General features: G+C 37.9%; 17 protein-coding genes and 1 pseudogene. 11 read left to right on the top strand and 7 right to left on the bottom strand.

From position 1 onward, the window contains the following. Positions 1–413 precede the first annotated feature (413 nt). Entirely contained in the window at positions 414–3413 is a 3000-nt protein-coding gene (locus AAEY55_RS16890; protein ID WP_084201255.1) for a Tn3 family transposase, read from the top strand. 169 nt (positions 3414–3582) lie between these two features. Here AAEY55_RS16890 and AAEY55_RS16885 read toward each other — a convergent pair whose 3' ends face one another. The 6 genes from AAEY55_RS16885 to merR all read right to left on the bottom strand — a co-directional run bounded on the left by AAEY55_RS16885 (position 3583) and on the right by merR (position 7334). Beyond that, a complete protein-coding gene (locus tag AAEY55_RS16885) occupies positions 3583–4020 on the bottom strand; it encodes a MerR family transcriptional regulator (protein ID WP_008110853.1) in 438 nt (145 codons plus the stop codon). Between the two features lie 113 nt (positions 4021–4133). After that, on the bottom strand, positions 4134–5573 hold the full coding sequence (merA, locus tag AAEY55_RS16880; protein ID WP_010554761.1) for a mercury(II) reductase: 1440 nt from the start codon (positions 5571–5573) through the stop codon (positions 4134–4136). Positions 5574–5593: 20 nt separating this feature from the next. Next, positions 5594–6013: an organomercurial transporter MerC gene (gene merC, locus AAEY55_RS16875; RefSeq protein WP_008467331.1), complete on the bottom strand. Its 420-nt coding sequence runs from the start codon at positions 6011–6013 to the stop codon at positions 5594–5596. Continuing rightward, positions 6013–6297 (bottom strand): mercury resistance system periplasmic binding protein MerP, encoded by a 285-nt coding sequence (gene merP / locus AAEY55_RS16870; protein WP_008110847.1) that lies wholly within the window; start codon positions 6295–6297, stop codon positions 6013–6015. Before merP ends, merC begins: the two co-directional genes overlap by 1 nt. A gap of 46 nt (positions 6298–6343) precedes the next feature. Then, on the bottom strand, positions 6344–6691 hold the full coding sequence (locus tag AAEY55_RS16865) for a mercuric transporter MerT family protein (protein WP_008467333.1): 348 nt from the start codon (positions 6689–6691) through the stop codon (positions 6344–6346). A gap of 190 nt (positions 6692–6881) precedes the next feature. Further along, the gene (gene merR / locus AAEY55_RS16860) at positions 6882–7334 is read right to left on the bottom strand and encodes an Hg(II)-responsive transcriptional regulator (RefSeq protein ID WP_008110844.1); all 453 of its coding nucleotides are present in this window, start codon (positions 7332–7334) and stop codon (positions 6882–6884) included. A gap of 269 nt (positions 7335–7603) precedes the next feature. Here merR and AAEY55_RS16855 point away from each other — a divergent pair, with 269 nt between their 5' ends. Beyond that, positions 7604–8227, top strand: coding sequence for a recombinase family protein (locus AAEY55_RS16855; protein ID WP_008467336.1), 624 nt, complete (start codon positions 7604–7606; stop codon positions 8225–8227). Between the two features lie 32 nt (positions 8228–8259). Here AAEY55_RS16855 and AAEY55_RS16850 read toward each other — a convergent pair. Continuing rightward, a pseudogene (locus tag AAEY55_RS16850) lies at positions 8260–8670 on the bottom strand (ISAs1 family transposase); the annotation flags it as partial. A 169-nt stretch (positions 8671–8839) separates the two neighbouring features. Between AAEY55_RS16850 and AAEY55_RS16845 the strand changes: the two are divergent. The 9 genes from AAEY55_RS16845 (at position 8840) to AAEY55_RS16805 (ending at position 19298) form a co-directional block, all read left to right on the top strand. Further along, positions 8840–9187, top strand: coding sequence for a hypothetical protein (locus tag AAEY55_RS16845; protein WP_010554760.1), 348 nt, complete (start codon positions 8840–8842; stop codon positions 9185–9187). 104 nt (positions 9188–9291) lie between these two features. Beyond that, the gene (locus tag AAEY55_RS16840; RefSeq protein WP_008467341.1) at positions 9292–10530 is read left to right on the top strand and encodes a TolC family protein; all 1239 of its coding nucleotides are present in this window, start codon (positions 9292–9294) and stop codon (positions 10528–10530) included. A 62-nt stretch (positions 10531–10592) separates the two neighbouring features. Continuing rightward, positions 10593–11939, top strand: coding sequence for an efflux RND transporter periplasmic adaptor subunit (locus AAEY55_RS16835; RefSeq protein WP_008467342.1), 1347 nt, complete (start codon positions 10593–10595; stop codon positions 11937–11939). A 12-nt stretch (positions 11940–11951) separates the two neighbouring features. Further along, complete coding sequence (locus AAEY55_RS16830; RefSeq protein WP_010554759.1) at positions 11952–15152, top strand: efflux RND transporter permease subunit; 3201 nt, start codon at positions 11952–11954, stop codon at positions 15150–15152. Positions 15153–15348: 196 nt separating this feature from the next. After that, positions 15349–16965: a phosphoethanolamine transferase gene (locus tag AAEY55_RS16825; protein WP_229816631.1), complete on the top strand. Its 1617-nt coding sequence runs from the start codon at positions 15349–15351 to the stop codon at positions 16963–16965. Next, positions 16966–17868: a cation diffusion facilitator family transporter gene (locus AAEY55_RS16820; protein ID WP_002962881.1), complete on the top strand. Its 903-nt coding sequence runs from the start codon at positions 16966–16968 to the stop codon at positions 17866–17868. Further along, entirely contained in the window at positions 17855–18586 is a 732-nt protein-coding gene (locus tag AAEY55_RS16815) for a phosphatase PAP2 family protein (protein ID WP_002962876.1), read from the top strand. The genes AAEY55_RS16820 and AAEY55_RS16815 overlap by 14 nt, the downstream gene beginning before the upstream one ends. Continuing rightward, on the top strand, positions 18576–18953 hold the full coding sequence (locus tag AAEY55_RS16810; protein ID WP_010554758.1) for a diacylglycerol kinase: 378 nt from the start codon (positions 18576–18578) through the stop codon (positions 18951–18953). The genes AAEY55_RS16815 and AAEY55_RS16810 overlap by 11 nt, the downstream gene beginning before the upstream one ends. A 42-nt stretch (positions 18954–18995) precedes the next feature. Then, entirely contained in the window at positions 18996–19298 is a 303-nt protein-coding gene (locus AAEY55_RS16805; RefSeq protein ID WP_008467353.1) for a hypothetical protein, read from the top strand. Positions 19299–20308: the final 1010 nt, after the last annotated feature.

Raw genomic sequence — 20308 nt, 5'->3', positions numbered from 1 at the left:
GAATAATGACGTCTGATAAATGCTTAGCTATTAACGTATTGATATTTGAACAGCTCTGATCTGGCCTCGAACGACTGCCCATTAGCGTTTTTACTTCCATGATAGACATATCTAGGGGTTTTGCGCCCATCCCCTCGAAATTAACCTTAGCTTGAATTTTCACGCTTAGAGTAACTTTTCGTACCATTGGACTTCACCCCTTGAATAACACAGTTTGTATTATTTAGCCCATCCCCTCGAAATCGGCATTAGTATTCTTAAGTAATAATACACAGTGGTAAACTATCTTATGAAAAGTTTACCACTTTAGTCGCTTAAATCGGCTTTATGGTAATGTTAAGCAGTTGACTGGTAAACATTAACCTCATTGATTAAGGTATGCTGATTAAAAATAACAAGAAAGGCTTACCACTATTTCTTCATCAAACACCAAGCGTATACAAATTCTCAGCGAATCAGAAATCAACGAACTCTATGCCTTACCCAATTTTAACCGTAAAGATCGTGATGATTATTTTTCGTTAGATAGTGAAACTCAAAGGCTCGTCAACGAATTAAGACGTATTGAAACCAGAGTGTATTTTATCTTACTGCTTGGTTACTTTAGGTCACGGCCAATAGTATTTAATTTCTCATTTACTCAAGTCAGTAATGATTTAGATTATGTAAGATCCAAGTATTTCAGCGATAAAGATATGTCTCTTGAGGATTTATCACCAACAACAAAAACTAAGCTGATTAATAAGTTATTAAAATATACAGGGTTTACAGCATACCAAAGCAAGTTAGATAAAGAGCCGCTATTAAAAAGGCTTAACGATGTTGTAAAAATCAACCTTGAACCAAGGTATGTTTTTGATGAATGTATTGCTTATTTTGGTCAAAACAGAATAGCGCTAGCTGGTTATACAACGCTGCAAGACACTATTTCTACGGTATTATCAAATGAGCGTAACCGAATTGAAATGGTGCTGCTTGATAGTTTGTCTTCAGGTACCAGAAAAACATTACTTAAATTACTTGAGTCAAATAATACCTTTACTGACTTAGCCAAGTTAAAGAAAATGGCTAAGGACTTTTCAACGAGCCAAATCACCCAAGAGCTGAAGACGCATAAAATTATACGCTCGCTTTATCCAGAAATTAAGTCACTGATTGCTGAACTGGAGCTATCACCTAAAAATCTTGAATACTATGCTTCACTGGTAAAGCACAAGTCCGTTTATAAGCTTAGAAAACACGCAGATAGCCAAACTATTTTATATCTCGTTTGTTACTTGTTCTTCAGGTACCGAGAGACTAACGACAATCTTGTTGCTGCATTTATTTACTTGGTAAGGAAGTTAACCGAATCAGCTAAAGGCTATGCAAAGCAGCGTATTGTTGAAGATGTAACCATTGTAAGAACCAAATTAAAATCCGCTGGTAGTTTATTAAAGTACTTCATCGATACCGATATGGACGATGATTTAAGCTTTGGTGATGTACGTAAAAAAGCCTTTGAATTGATCCCTGCTGACAGTATTAAACTGTTAAGTGATCACTTAGATAATAACGACTTTGATGGCCGTCAGTACGAATGGCAATTTATTGATAAACAATCCAGTAAAATTAAAAAACTTATCCGCTCATTATTTATGTCTATCGATATTGAGTTCATTCATTTAAAGGATGAACTCCATGAGCAGTATGTTATGGCACATTCTGAACTTAGTGAATTAAAGGCTATCCAAACCATTAACATCGATGTGGTACCTAAACATGACCGAGAGTATTTAGAGGGAGAAAATACCAAATTAATTGCTAATCGATTTGAGTATTTCCTTTATCGTAAAGCCGAACAATTATTTCACAGTAATAGCTTAACGGTGAAAGAAAGCGTTAATAACCGTAGTTTAACGTCAGATCTTATACAACCTAAAGAATGGCAGCAAAAAGAGACAATCATTGAAAACACTGGCCTTGATAAGCTGGCAACACCGATTAACCAAACACTCGCAGATAAGAGCCAACAATTAGAAGTTAAGCTGAAGGAAGCAAGCGAGCATATCTTTAGTGGTGATAATAAGTATGTTGAGTTTATTCCTGGCAAAGCCGAACTCAAGTGGTCAATTCCTAACAGCCGTTGGCAACAAACAATTGAAAACCCGCTCTACAATCAAATTCAACACATGGGTATCGTTGAACTCATGTTGTTTGTTGATCAAAAGACAGGTTACTTAAATTCATTTACACACATATCAGCAACTAAAGAAAAATCACCAGTAAATAAAGAAGATCTGATCGCCTGTATATTGGCAAACGGCACCAATTACGGCCTATATAAAATGGCGAATATCTCTGACCGTTCAATGGGTAAATTACGCAGTGTAGATGATAGTTATGTCAGATATGAAACACTCAAAACGTCTAATGATCAGGTTTCTAATGCTATAGCCACGTTGCCAATATTTGCCTATTACCATGTGGACGATAATCAGTTGTTTTCAAGCATTGATGGTCAAAAATTTGAGTGTCGCATAAATACGTTTAAGGCTCGGTATTCGTCTAAGTACTTCTCCAAAGGTAAAGGTGTTTCAGCATTAACATTGGTTTCTAATCATGTTCCGGTGAGTACGCAAGTCATTGGCGCTAACGAATATGAAGGTCACTTTGCTTTTGACTTACTCTATAACAACTCTTCAGATATACAGCCTAATACCTTATCGACCGATACGCATGGTACCAATAATGTTAACTTCACTATATTAGATTTCTTTGGTTACACATTCGCCCCTCGATACGCGAAAATGAAAAAGGTGTTTTTTGAGCTATTTGAAGTGACTGAAGAGAACGGAGGCCGTATTCAATTAAAGAAAGATATTAATCATAAGCTAATTGCTGAAGAATGGGACAATATTCAGCATATTGTTTGTTCATTGAGTCGTAAAACCACCACTCAAAGCACAATCATTAGAAAGTTGAGTAACGGCAAGAGCCGAAGATTGTCAGCATTGCATGAGTACGACCGTTTAATTAAATCTATTTATGTTTTGGAGTATGTTGATAATTCAACGTTGCGTCATTACGTCCAGCAAGCCTTGAACAGAGGTGAAGCATACCATCAGTTAAAACGTGCTATTACTTCAGTTAATGGCAATAAATTTCGTGGGGGGAATGATTACCAAGTATCACAATGGAACGATTGTGCTCGACTCATTTCAAATTGCATTATTTATTATAATTCCGCGTTACTATCGGCATTTTTACAAATCCAAGAGAGGAACGGTAGGCAAGATGTGGTTGATGTTATTTCTCGGCTTTCACCTGTTGCTTGGCAACACATTAATCTAAATGGGGAATATGCCTTTAATAAAGACCGCAAAGAAATCGACTTAGCTGGTTTACTTAGTGATGTAGAATCAATAAGTTAAAGAATGCCATCTGTTTGTATTTCTAATTCAAAAGGTACTGCGCATCAAAGTGCCATTAAAAATTGGAGGTGTTGATATTCTATATGCTTGATATATACAAGCTAACATTGATAGAAAACAGATAAGCTAACAAGTTTTTAGTCGAGCCATGAACTGTTCTATAATTGTTCTAATTGCAAAACTCTTCAATTTGGTTTGTTACTAGATTTAAAAATACTTTTCTATGCTCGATTTTAGTAAGTAGCAGCTTTTGGATGTCTTCAGGAACTTTTCTTTCTCCTGCATCTATTGCCATTAGTAATGGCTTGATATCAACTACAAGAAGACCTGCCGCCCTTGCTGCTCGAATGAACTTTAATCTCTTTAATGCACATAAGCCGTAAAGTGAATGGCCTGACTTAGTTTTTTCTTCGCAGTGTACTAAGTTCTCAAGAACATAATTTCTTACCGTATGGACAGATGTTTGTGCAGCTAGTGCCAGTTGAGAAATACTCAAAGGAAAATCCAACGCATCATCATCACTACTAATGAACTTATTGATGTCAGGTATCTCTGTCAAAAAACTGACTTCACCAACAGGAATGTTTTCAACCTTAGATTTAATCATGATTTAGCATGCTTCCAATTTGTGTTGTTAATGGAATGCCTTAAGATATCTTGATTACATTCAATCAATTGGCACTCCATTAACATTTCTGTAAGTACATTACCGTTAAATGATTACCCTGCGCAGCAAGATAGCTCTTTAACGTCTTTGCTAAAGGTTTGAGCGCATAACTTCAATCCTTCAACCATCGTCAAATACGGAAATAGTAGACCTGCCAATTCTTCGACTGTCATTTTATTATGAATAGCAAGAGCCGCACTTTGAATCAGTTCTCCGCCTTCATGGGCTAAAATTTGTGCGCCTATCAGTTTTCCCGTGGATTCTTCAGCTACCAACTTGATAAAACCATCCGTTTCAAAATTTGCTAAAGCTCTTGGTACGTTTTCCATATCAAGTACACGACTTATCGTATTTATTCCTACCGCTGAAGCTTGTACTTCGGTTAGACCTACCGTAGCAACTTGTGGGTCGGTGAATATAACAGCAGGCATGGTAGATAAGTCGAGTTGCGCATTTCCACCTGTCATATTAATTCCAGCCCTACTTCCGGCAGCAGCAGCAACATAAACAAATTGTGGCATATTGGAGCAATCTCCAGCGGCATAAATGTTAGCTGTTGATGTTTCCATCATACTATTAACAACAATGGCACCACTTTTATCTGTTTCAACACCAACATTTTCTAAACCAAGCTTTCCAGTATTTGCATGGCGACCCGTAGAGATAAGCAATTTTTCAGCGATTAATGTTCCTTCGTTAGTTTCCAATGAAAAACCATTGCTATCATAAGAAACATGACTTGCTTGCGTATTATTAAGTACCCTAATACCTTCTTTTTCAAAGCACTCTGCCAGTTTTTCACCTAATAACGGATCTTCAGCATATAAAAGGGTATGTCTGGCTAGAATTGTCACACGGCTACCTAAACGGGCATAAGCTTGCGCAATTTCCAGAGCAACAACGGAGGAGCCGATGACAACTAGACTACTCGGTAACTCTTCTGCAAATAAGGCTTCTGTTGATGTCCAATAAGGTGTATCAACTAAACCCTTAATTGGCGGAATGCTTGGTGTAGAGCCTGTTGCAATTAAAATGCGATCTGCAACCAGCTCTTCTTCACTACCATCAGACTTGTGAACTAGCAAGGTATTTTGATTTTTAAAACGTGCATAACCTTTAAGTAAAGATAGCGCGGGATTACTCTCTAAAATACGTTGATATTTAGCATCGCGTAGTTCTTCGACGCGAGCGTTTTGCTGATGTGCTAATAAGGAGCGGCTAAGTTGTGGCTGAATATTTTCTAAACCATCAAACGGGTTAGTACGTTGCTGATGCGCTAATTGCGCAGCACGGATCAATATTTTTGAAGGAACACAGCCGACATTTACACAGCAACCTCCGATTACATCGGCTCCTTCAATGATAGTAACTCTTGCTCCGCCTTCTGCTGCTTTAATCGCACTGGCAAAGGCCCCTGAACCACTACCAATAATGGCTACATGTAATTGTTCTGGCTGGATGTCATTTGACGAGCAACAACTATTCGTTGACATATTTTATTCCTCTTAAAAAGTTAAGCGGTACAAGTTTCATCATCACAGCGTTTATTCGCAGGAGAAACCATGTCCCAAATTGATACAGCAACCATTAGTCCTAGCCCCGTATAAGTAACGTATGAACTCCACCCGTACTGGAACCAAGGGTATAAAGAGAGTAAAACCAAAATGGGGCCAATTGAACCGATAAAACTACGGTGCCATTGACGATGGCTAAACCAGCCTAAGATATTCATTGCCAGCGCTAATACTGCAAACAGTGGTAACAACGTATTGATAAATACCCCTTCCCACTGACTAAGAAATCCCATCCCAATTGCCGCACCAAGACTAGCTATCGCGGGAAAACACATGGCGCATCCCATTGCCGAAACAAGTGCACCTATAGAGCCTGCTTTATCTCCGATACGCGTAACTAGTTCTAAGGGGCTAAACATTACTTATTTTCACTTTTTAAATTTGAAGGGTAGCCAGCGTTGGTAGTCGCTGCAATTAATGCATTGATGTTGGTTTTAGTGTCATCAAAAGAAACAACAGCTAGCTTAGGCTTGTAGGTAACTTTCGCATTTTCAACGCCATCAACATTTTCTAATGACTTTTTAACTGTGATTGGACATGTCGCACAGTTCATCGTTGGCACTTCCAGTGTAACTGTTTTTACTTCAGCAAAAGCACCAAAACTAGAAAGTGAAAGCAGTGCGGTTAATAATAATTTTTTCATAATTAGCTCCAAATTTTAAAATGTTATAAATTTCTTGATCTGTATATTAAGCAAACAAAAGTATCCAATAATTACTGGTCACTAAAATTGTCGCAACTATAACGCTCAGCCAGAAAATTACTTTTCGTTGTTGCTGTTTCTTAGGAATTGCACAGGCCGTTCCCGGCTCACACTCTTCTACAGGACGGTAAATTTTCCAACCTGAGTAACCAAACAACAACACTACAAATGCGATAAATAATGGCCTATAGGGTTCAAATGCAGTTAAATTACCAATCCATGAGCCACTTACCCCAAGTAATAACAGGAGCAAAGGACCTACACAGCATACGCCTGCGCCTAATGCTGCTATGATGCCTCCTATCATTGGAAGGTTTGATTCTTTTTGATTCATATAGATACCTCATTAAGTGATAATGCAAGTGTATTGCATGTACCTAAGTACGGAGTCAAGGGTGATTTATAAAAAATTTATCTTTGATAATCTGCTACGACAGATACGGGGAATAAGCTAACTTGAATTAAGGCGCAGAAGTAAAATTGGATATGCTGTTTTAGTGGGAAATGGTAGTTAAGTGAATCATTTACTTCGGTTGCAACGAATCAATTATTGGGCAGTGGCTATCGTCATCATTATTTTGGCATTGTCCTAAATGTTCTTCCAAAGCGTGTTCTAATAACAACAAGTCAGCCATCTTTTTTTGTACTGCGATCAGTTTTTTATTAGCTAATTCTTGTACTTTACTACATGGACTATCGTTTAACGCAAGTAACCCTTCAATCTCATTTAGCGTAAAACCTAATTCTTGAGAACGCTTGATAAAATGTATTCTATTTACCGTTTCTTTCGGGTAATGTCTATAGCCCTGCATAGGCTTTGGTGGTTGTTTAATTAAGCCTTTGCGTTCATAAAAGCGAATTGTTTCGACATTTACACTCAGTTCTTTAGCCAACATACTTATGGTTCGTTTAGACACGTTATCAATTACCTTACTGACTTTTTGTTTACTTACTTTATATCTAATTAAAGTGACCATCAATGAATACCAGTTTAAACATCGCTAATTGATTTTGTTTTTTCTTCTATTAAATAAGTAAAGTTACCGTTGTTACAACAATATTAAACCACAACAATGTATGGTTTATCCTTTTTCATTATCAAAGTCCAAATTAGTGTTATTACATGCAGTTCTACATGAGTACACCCTAAAGATACTGTTAATATATCACAGGCAATTACGTAATGACACCACTTAAATAAACCTATATGATATGACACCATCTAAATAGACCTAATTAGGCAAAAATGTTCATAAGAGCATATTTACGAGCATCAACTTCTGAGCAAGATGCAAATAGAGCAAAAAGCTCATTAAAAAAATTCGTTTCTGGCTTCAGCAAACGAATTGCTTCTTTTTATATAGAAAATAAATCTGGTAATTCTTTAGATAGACCAGAGCTAATTCGTTTATTGGATGAATCAGAGTCCGGTGATGTTTTGTTAGTTGAATCAATCGATCGTTTAACAAGGCTAAGCCCTGATGATTGGAAAACTCTTGTAGCCTCAATAAATGAAAAAGGAATTAGTGTTGTTAGTTTAGATCTACCAACCAGTCATTTAACATTTGGCAGTTTTCCAAGTGATGATTTTATGAGATCAATACTTAGTGCTATTAATAATATGCTGTTAGAAATATTAGCGGCCAGTGCATATAAAGAATATCGAGAACGTGAACGTAAGCAAAAAGAAGGTATTGTAAAAGCACAGCAAAAGGGACTTTATCACGGTCGTCAGCCTGATTTAGAGGCTCATGATAGGATTGCCTCGTTTACTGAAGCTGGATTTAGTATTAATAAAACGGCTGAAGCAGTTGGAGTTAGTCGAAGTACGGTAATTAGAGTTAGAAAAAAGCTTAAAAATTTAGACTAAGGTTAATTTCGAGGGGATGGGCGCAAAACCCCTAATTGGTGTTGGCAGCTCCATGCGCTGACGGTATGTAAGGCACTTTTTCTATCTTTGGTTGTAAATGAACGACGTGCTGTTTTTCCATCAATGGCAATGATATCAGCACCAGTGGTTTCAATAAGTGATGATATCCAAGATTGAAATGAATGCTCTATTTCATCTGATTTTAACCGACAAATGACACGGGCAATGGTGTCGTGTCTTGGGATACCCTCTTTGAAAGCGCCATATTTTTTTAACCAATCAAGTTTTAGATGCCCAAAATCTTCAATATCCTCCCATCCTTCTGCGCCGGAGAGTACAGCACTAATGGCTAAGAGGAGAATATCGATAAGTTCATGCTTTTTACAGCGTTCAATGCGAGGATCGGTAATTGAATCAAAGTGTTTCAGAAAAGTAGCGCTCATATTAAGTGACCAAGGTGATTATAATGCCTTGATCTGATCGCTACTTGTTCTAGAAGTTCAATTTATAATGATCTTGCCGTGGATTGTCCTGTATAAACTACTTAATTTGATTGACTTGAGTGGGTTTCTTGACTACCATGTTTTTTAAAATTTTGATGTTAGAGTAAAAATGAAAAATACTTGGATTAGTTTGTTAGTAGTACTATCGATTGCATTGCAGTCGTTTGCTTCTGTGGCTAATTCAAATGAAAGTCATCAGATTGACTCTCTACATATTCAAACAGAACATTCCCATGATAGTGATGATATTGAACTTTTCGATGAATCATCTGACACTGAACATAATATTAAAGATTGCCATCATTGTGGTCACTGTCAAGGCACTCACACACAGTGGGTTGCCAGTAATAAATCTACACTACAGACCCCTAAACTTATTATTACAAATCAATATTTTTATGCTGATCATGTAGATAAAATATTCACTGAAGAACCTATACGCCCCCCAATCGTTTAATTTAGTTTTAAAGCTATATTCGTAACAAATTTATTCTTAACTAGCGCTTAATGTAGCCTAGTTGGTTTAGTTGCGGCATTTTATTATTAAATTAAGAGATTATTATGAAATTTTTCTCAGCAAAATCTACTGGAATCGCATTATTTATCGGCTTTTCAGCAAGTTTATCTGTTAGTAGCTTCGCTTTTGCTAAGCCAACGCTATCGAGTGACTGGCTCGATCGGCAAATCAATAAACACCCTGATATTGTCTCAGCACGTGAACTCATGAATGCTGAATTTTCCAAAGCACAGGGCAGTAAGTTACCACTTTACAACCCAGAACTATCGACAGGTTACGAGCGTGAAGGTGACGGAAATAATTACAATATTGGTATTAGCCAAACGATTGACTTGTGGGATAAGCAGGCTGTTAATGCTGCTATCGGCGATAAAATATTAACGGCGGCCAGTAAACAATTCACTTATGCGATAGAGCAGAAAAAAGCACAAGCCTTAAAAGCACTTATTAATTGGCAACTTGCCATGGATAAGTCGTCACTTGCTTTTGAACAAGAGCAACAGTTAGAAACCTTGCTTAAAATTGTAACTAAAAGGCAGAAAGCTGGCGATCTTGGTCAGGTTGATGCTGAGTTAACTTTCTTGAATTTGTCGCAAATGCTTAATAAAACGGCCCAAATACAAGCACAGTTAACACAAGCTCAAGCCAAGGTTAATGAGTTGTTGCCTGATTGGCGTCCTGATACACAAGCATATCCAGAGCAGGGCTTAGGCGTTACAAACTTTCAAGTAGCTGAGCAGTGGTTAACGCAGCACCCGCAAGTATTAGCCTCTCAAGCACTGTGGCAAATGCAAAAAAGTAAAGCTCAATATGCCATGCTTGAAACCAAAGCCGATCCTACCATTGGAATTAGTGCCGGAAAAAATGATGTCGATAATGTTGTCGGAGTTACTTTTTCTATGCCGTTAAATATTCGTAATGATTACCAAGCTAATGCCAAAGCACAAAACCAACAAGCTATCGCCGCAGAAGCAAATTTTCGTTCAGTAATGCGTAAGCAAAAGTATTTGATACAGGCAAGTACTGCCTCACTAATCTCTAATAAAAAATACCTTGGCCGTTGGCAACAGTTAATGCAAGGACGCGGCGAACACAGCGCGCAGTTATTGCAAAAACAATGGCAAGTAGGTGATTTAAATACCTCGGATTATTTATTGGCATTACAACAAAGAGCGGAAGGTTTATACGCGGGCATTGAATTACAAGCCCAGTTCAAAATAAGCGAAGTGCAATGGCTACTCGATGTAGGCCAATTAAATGCGGCAACTAAGCTATTAAACTAAACCTATTATATCACTTTACGCGACTTGATGAGCGTGAATTGTTACAGAATTTGGAATTAAAAATGAAAAATAAAATAACTGATAAAACATCTCATAAAATAGTGAAAAAAATAAAACTCATTACCCTAAGTAGTTTATTTACTGGCTTAGCTGTCGTGTCAACTACGGCATTATCATATAACGATGCCGCTCTAGAAAAAACGCCAGCAGTAGAGCAATCCATCGTATTAAAAACTGACCATGATCATGACTCTGAAAGTGAAGAAGTGCATGACGAAAGTGGTCATGAACATGGTAGTGATGAAAGCAAAGACGACCATGCTGCGGAGGAGAAATCTGATGACGGTCATGACCATGGTAGTGAAACAGCGAGTAAAGAAACAGCTGAAGAAGAACATGAAGAAGGCATAAGTTTTAGTCCAGAAAAAATGGCACTCGCCAATATCAAAGTGACTAACTTAAAGCCGGCAATTTTTGCTAAAAGTATCTATGCACCAGGAGAAATAAAAGCGAACGGTTATACCAGTTACATTGTCTCTTCACGTACTGAATCGGTAGTGATCAGTCGTCATGCTATTTTAGGTGAACATGTGACTAAGGGTCAGTCTTTAGTTACCTTATTTAGTGAATCAATGGCCGAAGCACAAGCACAATATCGTGTTGCTTACAGTGAGTGGCAACGAACTAAAAAATTGGGCCTTGGCACCGTCAGTGAAAGCCGCCTATTAGCCAGTGAAACAGATTACATTTCAGCTTATGGTCGATTAACTGCCTTTGGTTTAACCAAAGCAGCCATTAAAGATATTGTAAAAAACAACTCATCAAATCTTGGTGAATATACCTTAGTCGCTCAGCGCTCTGGTGTGGTTTTAAGTGATGATTTCTCTCAAGGACAACGTGTGCCTGCCGGTGAAAAAATCATGGTATTGGCTGATGAAAAAGACTTATGGGTTGAAGCGCGTGTTTCGCCAAATAAAAAATTAAGTCTTCCTATTGGCACCATTGCAAAAGTTGAGTTTGCCGGGCAAGTGCATGTTGCCAAGGTCATTCAAGAAGCACATACCATTGATCCAAGTACGCGTACCCGAATCGTTAGACTGTCGGTTGAAAATACTGATGACAGTTTGCATTCAGGCATGTTTGTTAATGTAAATTTTCAGTTTGATACGCAAAGCCCTGTAATGGCAGTACCAGAAACAGCATTAATGCGTGGTGCCGATGGTGATTGGACGGTATTTGTTGAAGACCATTCTGGTGAATTTAAAGCCGTTGAAGTTGAATTAGGTCAGCCATTAGGCAATTACCGTCAAATTATCGGTATTGAGCCTAATACCCGTTTGGTAACAAAAGGTGCCTTTTTTGTTGCGTCAGAAATAGCAAAAGGCGGATTTGATCCGCACGGCCACTAGGGGAATAAGATTATGTTTAATAAAATGATTGATTGGTCGATCAATAATCGACTCTTAGTAATTATCGCCCTAATTGCTACTATGGCAGGCTCTGTTATGGTGATCCCAAAACTAAATTTAGATGCTTTTCCTGATGTAACCAATGTTCAGGTAGCGGTTAATACTGAAGCACCGGGCTTAGCCGCTGAAGAAGTAGAGCAGTTAATAACCTATCCCATTGAAGCAGTAATGTATGCGTTGCCTGATGTAGAGCAAGTACGCTCTATTTCAAAAACGGGTTTATCGGGTGTTACTGTTGTCTTTAAAGGAGGCACAGACATCTACTTTGCTCGCCAGTTAGTATTTGAGCGTTTACAAGCGGCAAAAGAGTTAATTCCGCAAGGCGTGGGCACACCAGCAATGGGACCTAACACCTCAGGTTTGGGTCAAGTTTTTCAGTATTTGTTAATTGCAGATAAAGATTCTGGTTATGATTCTATGACCTTAAGGAGCTTGAACGATTGGATAGTAAAGTTATTGGTTATGCCGGTAGATGGTGTTACCGACGTCTTATCTTTTGGCGGCAACGTCAGACAGTATCAAGTCAACATTGAGCCAAGTAAATTATTATCATATGAGTTAACGCAAGACGATATTGTTACTGCACTCGATAACAACAATGCCAATGTTGGCGGTTGGTACATGAACCGTGGACAAGAGCAATTAGTTATTCGTGGCACAGGTTGGTTTAATAGTGGCGAAGCAGGTTTAGCTGATATTAGACAAGTACCGGTTAAAACGGTTGATGGTACTGTGGTGACTATCGAAGATGTAGCCAAGGTTTCGCTGGGTAGTGAAATACGCCAAGGCGCAGTTACTATGACGCGCAGAGATGCACAGGGTAACATTGAAAACTTAGGTGAAGTGGTTTCAGGTATCGTATTGAAACGTATGGGCGCAAATACTAAAGCGACAATCGACGGTATAAGTGCACGTATTCCAATGATCAACCAAGCACTACCTGAAGGCGTACGTTTTGAACCTTTCTACGATCAGGCAGATTTAATTACTAAAGCAGTTGATACTGTAGTGCAAGCATTAGCGCTGGCATTTATATTTATCGCTATCGTACTTGCTCTGTTTTTAATGAACTTACGCGCAACCTTTTTAGTGTTAATTTCAATTCCTATTTCAATCGCTATCGCCTTAATGGTGATGTCTTGGATAGGTTTATCGGCAAACTTAATGTCGTTAGGTGGTATCGCTGTTGCTATTGGTATGTTGGTTGATGGCTCTGTTGTGATGGTTGAAAACATGTTCAAACACCTTAATAGACCTGATTCAACACATTACAAAAGTGCGCAAGCGAGAACGTTAGGCACAGATGCTGATCCCCACGATGTAGAACATGATAAAGAAGGCATTCCTCTACGATTAAAAGAAGCAGGAAAAGAAGTTGCACGCCCGGTATTTTTTGCTGCCTCTATTATTTTAGTGGTATTTACACCGTTATTTAGCTTTGAAGGAGTGGAAGCTAAATTGTTCCAGCCGATGGCTATCAGTATTATTTTAGCGGTTATTTCGGCTATTTTAGTGGCACTGTTTGTGGTTCCAGCCTTAGCAACCTTTATGTTTAATAAAGGCGTTAAAGAAAGAGAAAGTTTTGTCTTAAAACCATTAGATAAGCTTTATCGAAAAGGCCTCAAAGCCGCGATGAAACACACGAAAGTAGTTATTATTGCTTCATTATTGTTACTTGTGGGTGCAGCATCTTTAATACCTCAAATAGGGACTGAATTTGTACCAGAATTAGAAGAGGGTACCATTAACCTAAGAGCAACATTAGCGCCATCAGCAAGTTTAGAAACAGCCTTGTCGGTTGCTCCAATTCTTGAAGAAAAGTTAATGGAGTTCCCCGAAGTTGAATATACCCTAAGTCGAATTGGACGTGCTGAAATCGGCGGTGATCCTGAACCAGTTAATAACATCGAAATTTACATTGGCTTAAAACCTGTTTCAGAATGGACAAGTGCCAAAAATCGCGTTGAATTACAAGGTTTAATGGAAGAGAAACTTGAGCAATTCCCAGGGTTATTACTTAACTTTTCACAGCCCATAGCGACTCGTGTAGATGAATTACTGTCAGGAGTTAAAGCGCAACTTGCCATTAAATTGTTTGGACCAGAATTAGATATGTTGGCGAGCAAAGGTCAAGAAATTGAAGCGGCAATCAAACAAATTGATGGCGCAAGAGATGTAGCCTTAGAGCAAATCGCTGGTGAAGCACAGTTAGTGATTAAACCGAAAAGACAGCAATTGTCACGTTTTGGTTTGTCAGTTGGCGATGTCATGGAAGTGGTTAAAAACGGTATCGGTGGCGTTAGCGCTGGCCAAATAATCAATGGTAATGAACGTTATGATATTTATGTTCGCATTGAAGAAAAATACCGTGATAACCAAGAAGCTATTGCAGATCTGAGAATACAATCACCTACGGGTGCTTGGGTACGTTTAGGCGATATTGCTACCGTCAGTTTTGAATCTGGCCCACCACAAGTGCGACGTGATGATGTACAGCGACGCGTGGTAATTCAAGCCAATGTTCAAGGTCGAGACATGGGAAGTGTTGTTAGCGACATTCGTGCAGTTATTGATAGCAAAGTAGATTTACCTGCAGGTTATTCTGTAGTGATTGGTGGTCAATTTGAAAACCAACAACGTGCGCAGCAGCGACTATCAGTGGTAGTGCCTCTATCATTGGCACTAATTGCCTTGCTACTTTATTTCGCCTTTGGCTCTGTTGGTCAAGCGATGCTTATTTTAGTGAATGTACCCTTGGCCGTTATAGGTGGTATTTTCTCACTGTATATTTCAGGTCAATACTTGTCAGTGCCAAGTTCAGTCGGCTTTATCACTTTGTTTGGTGTCGCCGTGCTTAATGGTGTAGTCATGGTAGAAAGCATTAACCAGCTGGTAAAAGATGGTATAGACACCTCAAAAGCTGTTTTTGATGGGGCAGTATCTCGTTTACGTCCAGTATTAATGACCGCCATTACTTCTGCGTTAGGTTTAATTCCAATGCTGATGTCCAATGGAGTTGGCGCTGAAATTCAACGACCACTGGCGAGTGTTATTGTTGGCGGTTTGGTTACTGCAACGTTACTCACCTTGTTTGTGTTACCGGTTTTATATGCTTGGTTCTCAAAAGCCAAAATCAAAGATCTTAGAGACTAACGCGCTAGATAACTTAGTGACTTACTCATTAACTTACAAATTAATAAAGTAAGTAACTAATTTGATAGCACTATAAATCGCTACTAGCTAAGCTCTTGTCAAAAGCAGGGCTTAGCCAGTCATTTTCACTCGATGCAGAGATTCAATAGTAGGCTTTTATTAGCTTCGAATTTTTGCATCCTAAATTTAGGGAATAATGATGAAAAAGCTGTCGTTTTTCAATTATTCGCCAAACCTCCTTATTATCGCCACCGTGCTATTTATTATAGTGACGGGCAATTCTACATTTTTTGAACAAGTTAATTCGGTATACCCGTGGCAAGATAATCAAGGTTTTATTATCGCGCTGACTCTTGTGGTAATGAGTGTATTAACCATTATTGTGTCATTTTTCAGTATTATCATTCCCGTTCGAATAGTACTGAGCAGTCTTTTACTCTTATCTGCCATGGCTGGTTATTATACCGATAGCTTTGGCACCATCATTGATAATGTAATGATTCAAAACATTGCTGAAACGAATATCGATGAAGCAACTGACTTACTGTCATTTGAGTATTTTTTAACTGTTTTGTTGTTAGCCATAGTACCTATAGCTTGCCTTTTTATGGTCAAAATAGATAAATCGTCATGGACAAAAAACTGTTGGCTACAAATAAGTAATACCATCATGGCACTTGGTGTAATTACTGTTTCACTTTATATTTTTAGTGCTCAATTCACTAATTTCTTTAGAGAACACAAGCCATTAAGATTTTACTTAAATCCTATCTATCCCATTTACTCTACGGGATTTTTCCTCAAGGACGTGCTTGAACAGCAAGAAAATAACGAATTTTTAATGGTAGTAAACTCTGCCAATGATATTGATAAAGAGTCGCATAAAAAACTCTACATTGTCATTGTCGGTGAAACTGTCCATGCGGGTAATCTTTCTATAAATGGCTATAAACGAGAAACTACACCATTATTAGCTCAAAGAGATGATTTAATTAGTTTTGATAAATTCTATGCTTGTGGCACATCAACCGCGATTTCGGTCCCTTGTATGTTTTCATTCGATAACCGAGAGTCATTTGATAATAAAAAAGCACGGCGAACACAAAACGTATTAGATGTTATTTCCAAAGCCGGGGTAAGTGTCCTTTGGCGAGACAATAACTCTAGTTCAAAAGGCGTCGCAGATCGTGTCGAATACCAAAATTTCAAATCACCTGAGCTAAATTCAGTGTGCGATATAGAGTGTCGTGACATTGGTATGTTAGACGGTTTACAGGGGTATATTGATGATCAAGAAGGTAGTGTACTCATAGTGCTTCATCAAATGGGCAACCACGGCCCGGCATATTACAAACGATACCCCAAAGACTTTGAGAAGTTCACTCCTGCCTGTCAAACAAGCGAACTCTCCGCCTGTGAAACTAGCGAAATTGTTAATGCGTATGATAATGCCATTCTCTATACCGATTACTTTATCAATGAAACCATTAATTTATTAGAAGAGAACAATACCAACTTTGAAACTGCCATGTTTTATATTGGCGATCATGGTGAATCGTTAGGTAAGAACGGACTCTACTTACATGGTATGCCTTACATGCTGGCGCCTGAAGAACAGACTCATGTACCTTTAATTGCTTGGTTCGGCTCTTCATCACACGTTGATATGGAAAGTACGGTCAAACAAAGTAAAAAAGAAAGTTCTCACGATGCTTTTTCTTTTTCTTTACTACATGCGTTAAATATCAGCACAGATATGTCATTGCCTGAAAAAGCGCCATCACCACTATTTGTTATGCAAGAGGAAGAGTAAATGTCAAATAATAACCATACGCACAGCCATGCACATAACCATGACGGAAAATTAAGCATGGCAGTATTTATCAATATTTTACTTACTGTGGCCCAAGTTATCGGCGGGGTTTTATCAGGTAGTTTATCCTTGATTGCTGATGCGCTTCATAACCTCAGTGATGCAGGCGCTATCGTTATTGCGATTGTTGCGAGAAAAATTGCAAGAAAACCCGCTAATAGCCAAATGACTTTTGGTTTTAAACGGGCTGAAATTATCGGGGCATTAATCAACAGTACTACCCTTATTATTCTTGGTATATATCTCATTTATGCCGCAGTTGAGAAGTACTTTAACCCTCAACCTATTGATGGTTGGATTGTTGTTTGGATTGCGACAATAGCCTTAGTGATTGATTCCATAACCGCGTGGTTGACTTATCAAGCAGGCGCGAAGAATAACTTGAATCTCAGAGCGGCATTTATTCATAATTTATCTGATGCCTTTGCTTCTGTCGTTGTCATTGTTGCGGGTAGTTTGATCATTTTATATCAATGGTATGTTGTCGATTTATTGGCAACCATACTTATCTCGGTTTATGTGGTGTACCACGGTATTATTTTAGCTAAGCAAAGTATTCGTATTTTAATGCAAGCGGTCCCCGTTGATATCGATATCGATAAGATTTGTAAGGATATCGAATCAATGGAGAATGTTGAAAAAGTAAGACACATTCATGTGTGGCAATTAGATGATAGCGAAGTGTATTTAGAAACCAGTGTTAACTTAAAAACGATGGAACAATTCCAAGATCTTAAGCCAATTAAAGATTTGCTCGCAGCTCAATACGGTATTCACCACTCGACCATAGAAGTGGTAGTAGGGAACACCTTGCAAATGGAGAATTGTTTTGAACTTGAGTAAACACCTGCTTTATTCAATGTATGCATTAACGCTTATTGCTTTTTTATTTGAAACAACAAATAGCGATATTTGGCTTCAAAATTTGTTATTCAATGCATCCAACCAAACGTGGTTAATTGATAAATATGAAGAGCCTTATCGTTTTATTTTTTACTTGTTGCCTAAATACAGCATTATTTTGTTGGCACTGTCGCTCATTGCTTTTTACGTTATCGCTTGTAGACGCAAGTACTCTAAGCACTTTCAAAAGCGATTATTAGTGGTTATTTTCTCTTTGATGTTAGTGCCGTCAGTCATCGGCGGTTTAAAAGCAACAACCAATGGTGCTTGTCCTGCGCAGCTTGAACTATATGGCGGCGATGTCCCTTATGTTAAGGCGTTTGAATTAATGCCTGAATCGTTTGAGTCAACTAAAAAGTACAAGTGCTTTCCTGCGGGTCATGCCAGCGGTGGTTTTGCCTTAATGTCATTATTCTTTTTGTTTTATCGTCCGAAATACCAATGTATTGCGATAGCGTTTGCTGTTTCTACTGGCTGGATTATGGGGAGTTATAAGATGGCGATAGGTGACCATTTTTTAAGTCACACACTAACAACGATGACGTTGTCATGGTTAATCATTTGTTTGATAGCCGCGGTAGTGTTTCGTACCTTACACTTTCCTAATTCCAAACCTAATGCTAAGAATAGCCAACAGGAGCCAATCAATGGGTACTAAGCAAAAGCCGACGGGAATAAAACGAATATACCTAGCAGCGGGGCATTCACTCAGAGCGTTTAAATGGCTGATAGCAAATGAAGCAGCGTTTAAACAAGAATTCTGGCTGTCAGTTCTTCTCGTTGTGGGCTGTTTATTCTTTCCATTTTCACTTTTTGAGTACGTGATTCTTTGGTGCGCTTTATTATTCGTATTGTTGGCAGAAATCTTCAATACCGCTATTGAGGCAGTAGTCGATAGAATTGGCGCGGAAATTCATCCGCTGTCAGGTTTAGCGAAAGACTTAGGCTCTTTGGCTGTGATGGTGAGCGTTATCATCGCAACTTTAATATGGGCTGGTGTATTTATTCAGCACTTGAGCTTATGAAGTGTAAATGTTATTAGAATGTATATAGCTATCAAATTCCTTATGAGTTGGATAACAAAAGGCAATATTGAGGAATTTAATGAACGCGATGCTATTACAACTATTAAAAAGCTAGAGCTTAAAAGGCAGCAATTAAAGTCTGAAGGCAATGGTAAAAAATTATCAACTGCAGAACTTAAACTGTTACTTTCTGCATACAATTACACTGGTAATGAGAAGCTATCTAATAAAATAGCTACAACCTTGATTGAAAGGCGTAATAACCGCGCAGAACAAGCATCCAGCAAAGAAGAAATAGATATTGCGAATAAACTGACTATAGATAATTTAGATATTCCATATTAAAAAGCATATTACATATTTTTGGTATGTGCTCTCAATAACACCAAAAATATGTAATGTAGACCTATTTTTAATAACTTCCCATAAAATACGACGAATATAGCCCTACAAATAAATAAAACACCAAGAATATGTTATGTACATACAAAGGTACAAGCTCTCAACACCAAAAATATGTTGCGTACATGCAAAGATATAAGCTCTCAACACCAAAAATATGTTACGTACATACAAAGATACAAGCTCTCAACACCAAAAATATGTTACGTACATACAAAGATACAAGCTCTCAACACCAAAAATATGTTACGCATATACACAAATACAAACTTTCAACCTCAGAATTGTGTTAAATATATTAAAAAAGAGCTTAATCTATCATTTTGCATGCTAGCAATGAGACATATACTATAAAAATAGTGTATGTCGTCAGAACCTTATTCTAAAAAAGAACACCAAATATATGTAATCTAAACACCAAATATATGTAATCTAAACACCAAATATATGATCCGAAACACCAAATATATGATCTAAAACACCAAATATATGATCCGAAACACCAAATATATGATCTGCTATTGTATTTTTATCTTTTAATAACAATAACTTACAGACACCTATAGTTCTTATAGATCTTATAGTTTTAATAGATTTAATAGAATTAATAGGTACTGTGGATATGTGAATAAGTTAATGACGATTCTAACGAGTTAATTGGATCAACATCTTACTAACTCATTGGTGAAATAGTTAATAATCAAGACTAATTACTCTATTAAGCTACTATTAAAAAGAATTAAGCTTTAAAAACACTATGGAGTAACTAAATATCTGATCTTTGAAGCACCCCTTGATAAATCAAGGGGATTCTTGTCGTCAACGGTTTAAGCATTGTGATACTAGATCACTTTAGACTTCTAAAACCTCTTACAAGGTGAGCGTCTAGCGAACTACACCTATGTTTTAAAATTCCAGGGTAACAAGCTGTCGATATCGGGCTCAGGCTGGCA

Origin of the sequence: Pseudoalteromonas sp. 120-MNA-CIBAN-0494 (genome assembly GCF_040308885.1) — a bacterium.
Taxonomy (GTDB): domain Bacteria; phylum Pseudomonadota; class Gammaproteobacteria; order Enterobacterales; family Alteromonadaceae; genus Pseudoalteromonas; species Pseudoalteromonas nigrifaciens.
This window is presented reverse-complemented; position numbering and strand designations above follow the sequence as displayed.

Coding starts and splice junctions, on each gene's coding strand:
- AAEY55_RS16885 (WP_008110853.1), bottom strand. CDS start 4,020: ATGATTAAATCTAAGGTTGAAAACATTCCTGTTGGTGAAGTCAGTTTT.
- merA (WP_010554761.1), bottom strand. CDS start 5,573: ATGTCAACGAATAGTTGTTGCTCGTCAAATGACATCCAGCCAGAACAA.
- merC (WP_008467331.1), bottom strand. CDS start 6,013: ATGTTTAGCCCCTTAGAACTAGTTACGCGTATCGGAGATAAAGCAGGC.
- merP (WP_008110847.1), bottom strand. CDS start 6,297: ATGAAAAAATTATTATTAACCGCACTGCTTTCACTTTCTAGTTTTGGT.
- AAEY55_RS16865 (WP_008467333.1), bottom strand. CDS start 6,691: ATGAATCAAAAAGAATCAAACCTTCCAATGATAGGAGGCATCATAGCA.
- merR (WP_008110844.1), bottom strand. CDS start 7,334: ATGGTCACTTTAATTAGATATAAAGTAAGTAAACAAAAAGTCAGTAAG.
- AAEY55_RS16855 (WP_008467336.1), top strand. CDS start 7,604: ATGTTCATAAGAGCATATTTACGAGCATCAACTTCTGAGCAAGATGCA.
- AAEY55_RS16845 (WP_010554760.1), top strand. CDS start 8,840: ATGAAAAATACTTGGATTAGTTTGTTAGTAGTACTATCGATTGCATTG.
- AAEY55_RS16840 (WP_008467341.1), top strand. CDS start 9,292: ATGAAATTTTTCTCAGCAAAATCTACTGGAATCGCATTATTTATCGGC.
- AAEY55_RS16835 (WP_008467342.1), top strand. CDS start 10,593: ATGAAAAATAAAATAACTGATAAAACATCTCATAAAATAGTGAAAAAA.
- AAEY55_RS16830 (WP_010554759.1), top strand. CDS start 11,952: ATGTTTAATAAAATGATTGATTGGTCGATCAATAATCGACTCTTAGTA.
- AAEY55_RS16825 (WP_229816631.1), top strand. CDS start 15,349: ATGATGAAAAAGCTGTCGTTTTTCAATTATTCGCCAAACCTCCTTATT.
- AAEY55_RS16820 (WP_002962881.1), top strand. CDS start 16,966: ATGTCAAATAATAACCATACGCACAGCCATGCACATAACCATGACGGA.
- AAEY55_RS16810 (WP_010554758.1), top strand. CDS start 18,576: ATGGGTACTAAGCAAAAGCCGACGGGAATAAAACGAATATACCTAGCA.
- AAEY55_RS16805 (WP_008467353.1), top strand. CDS start 18,996: ATGAGTTGGATAACAAAAGGCAATATTGAGGAATTTAATGAACGCGAT.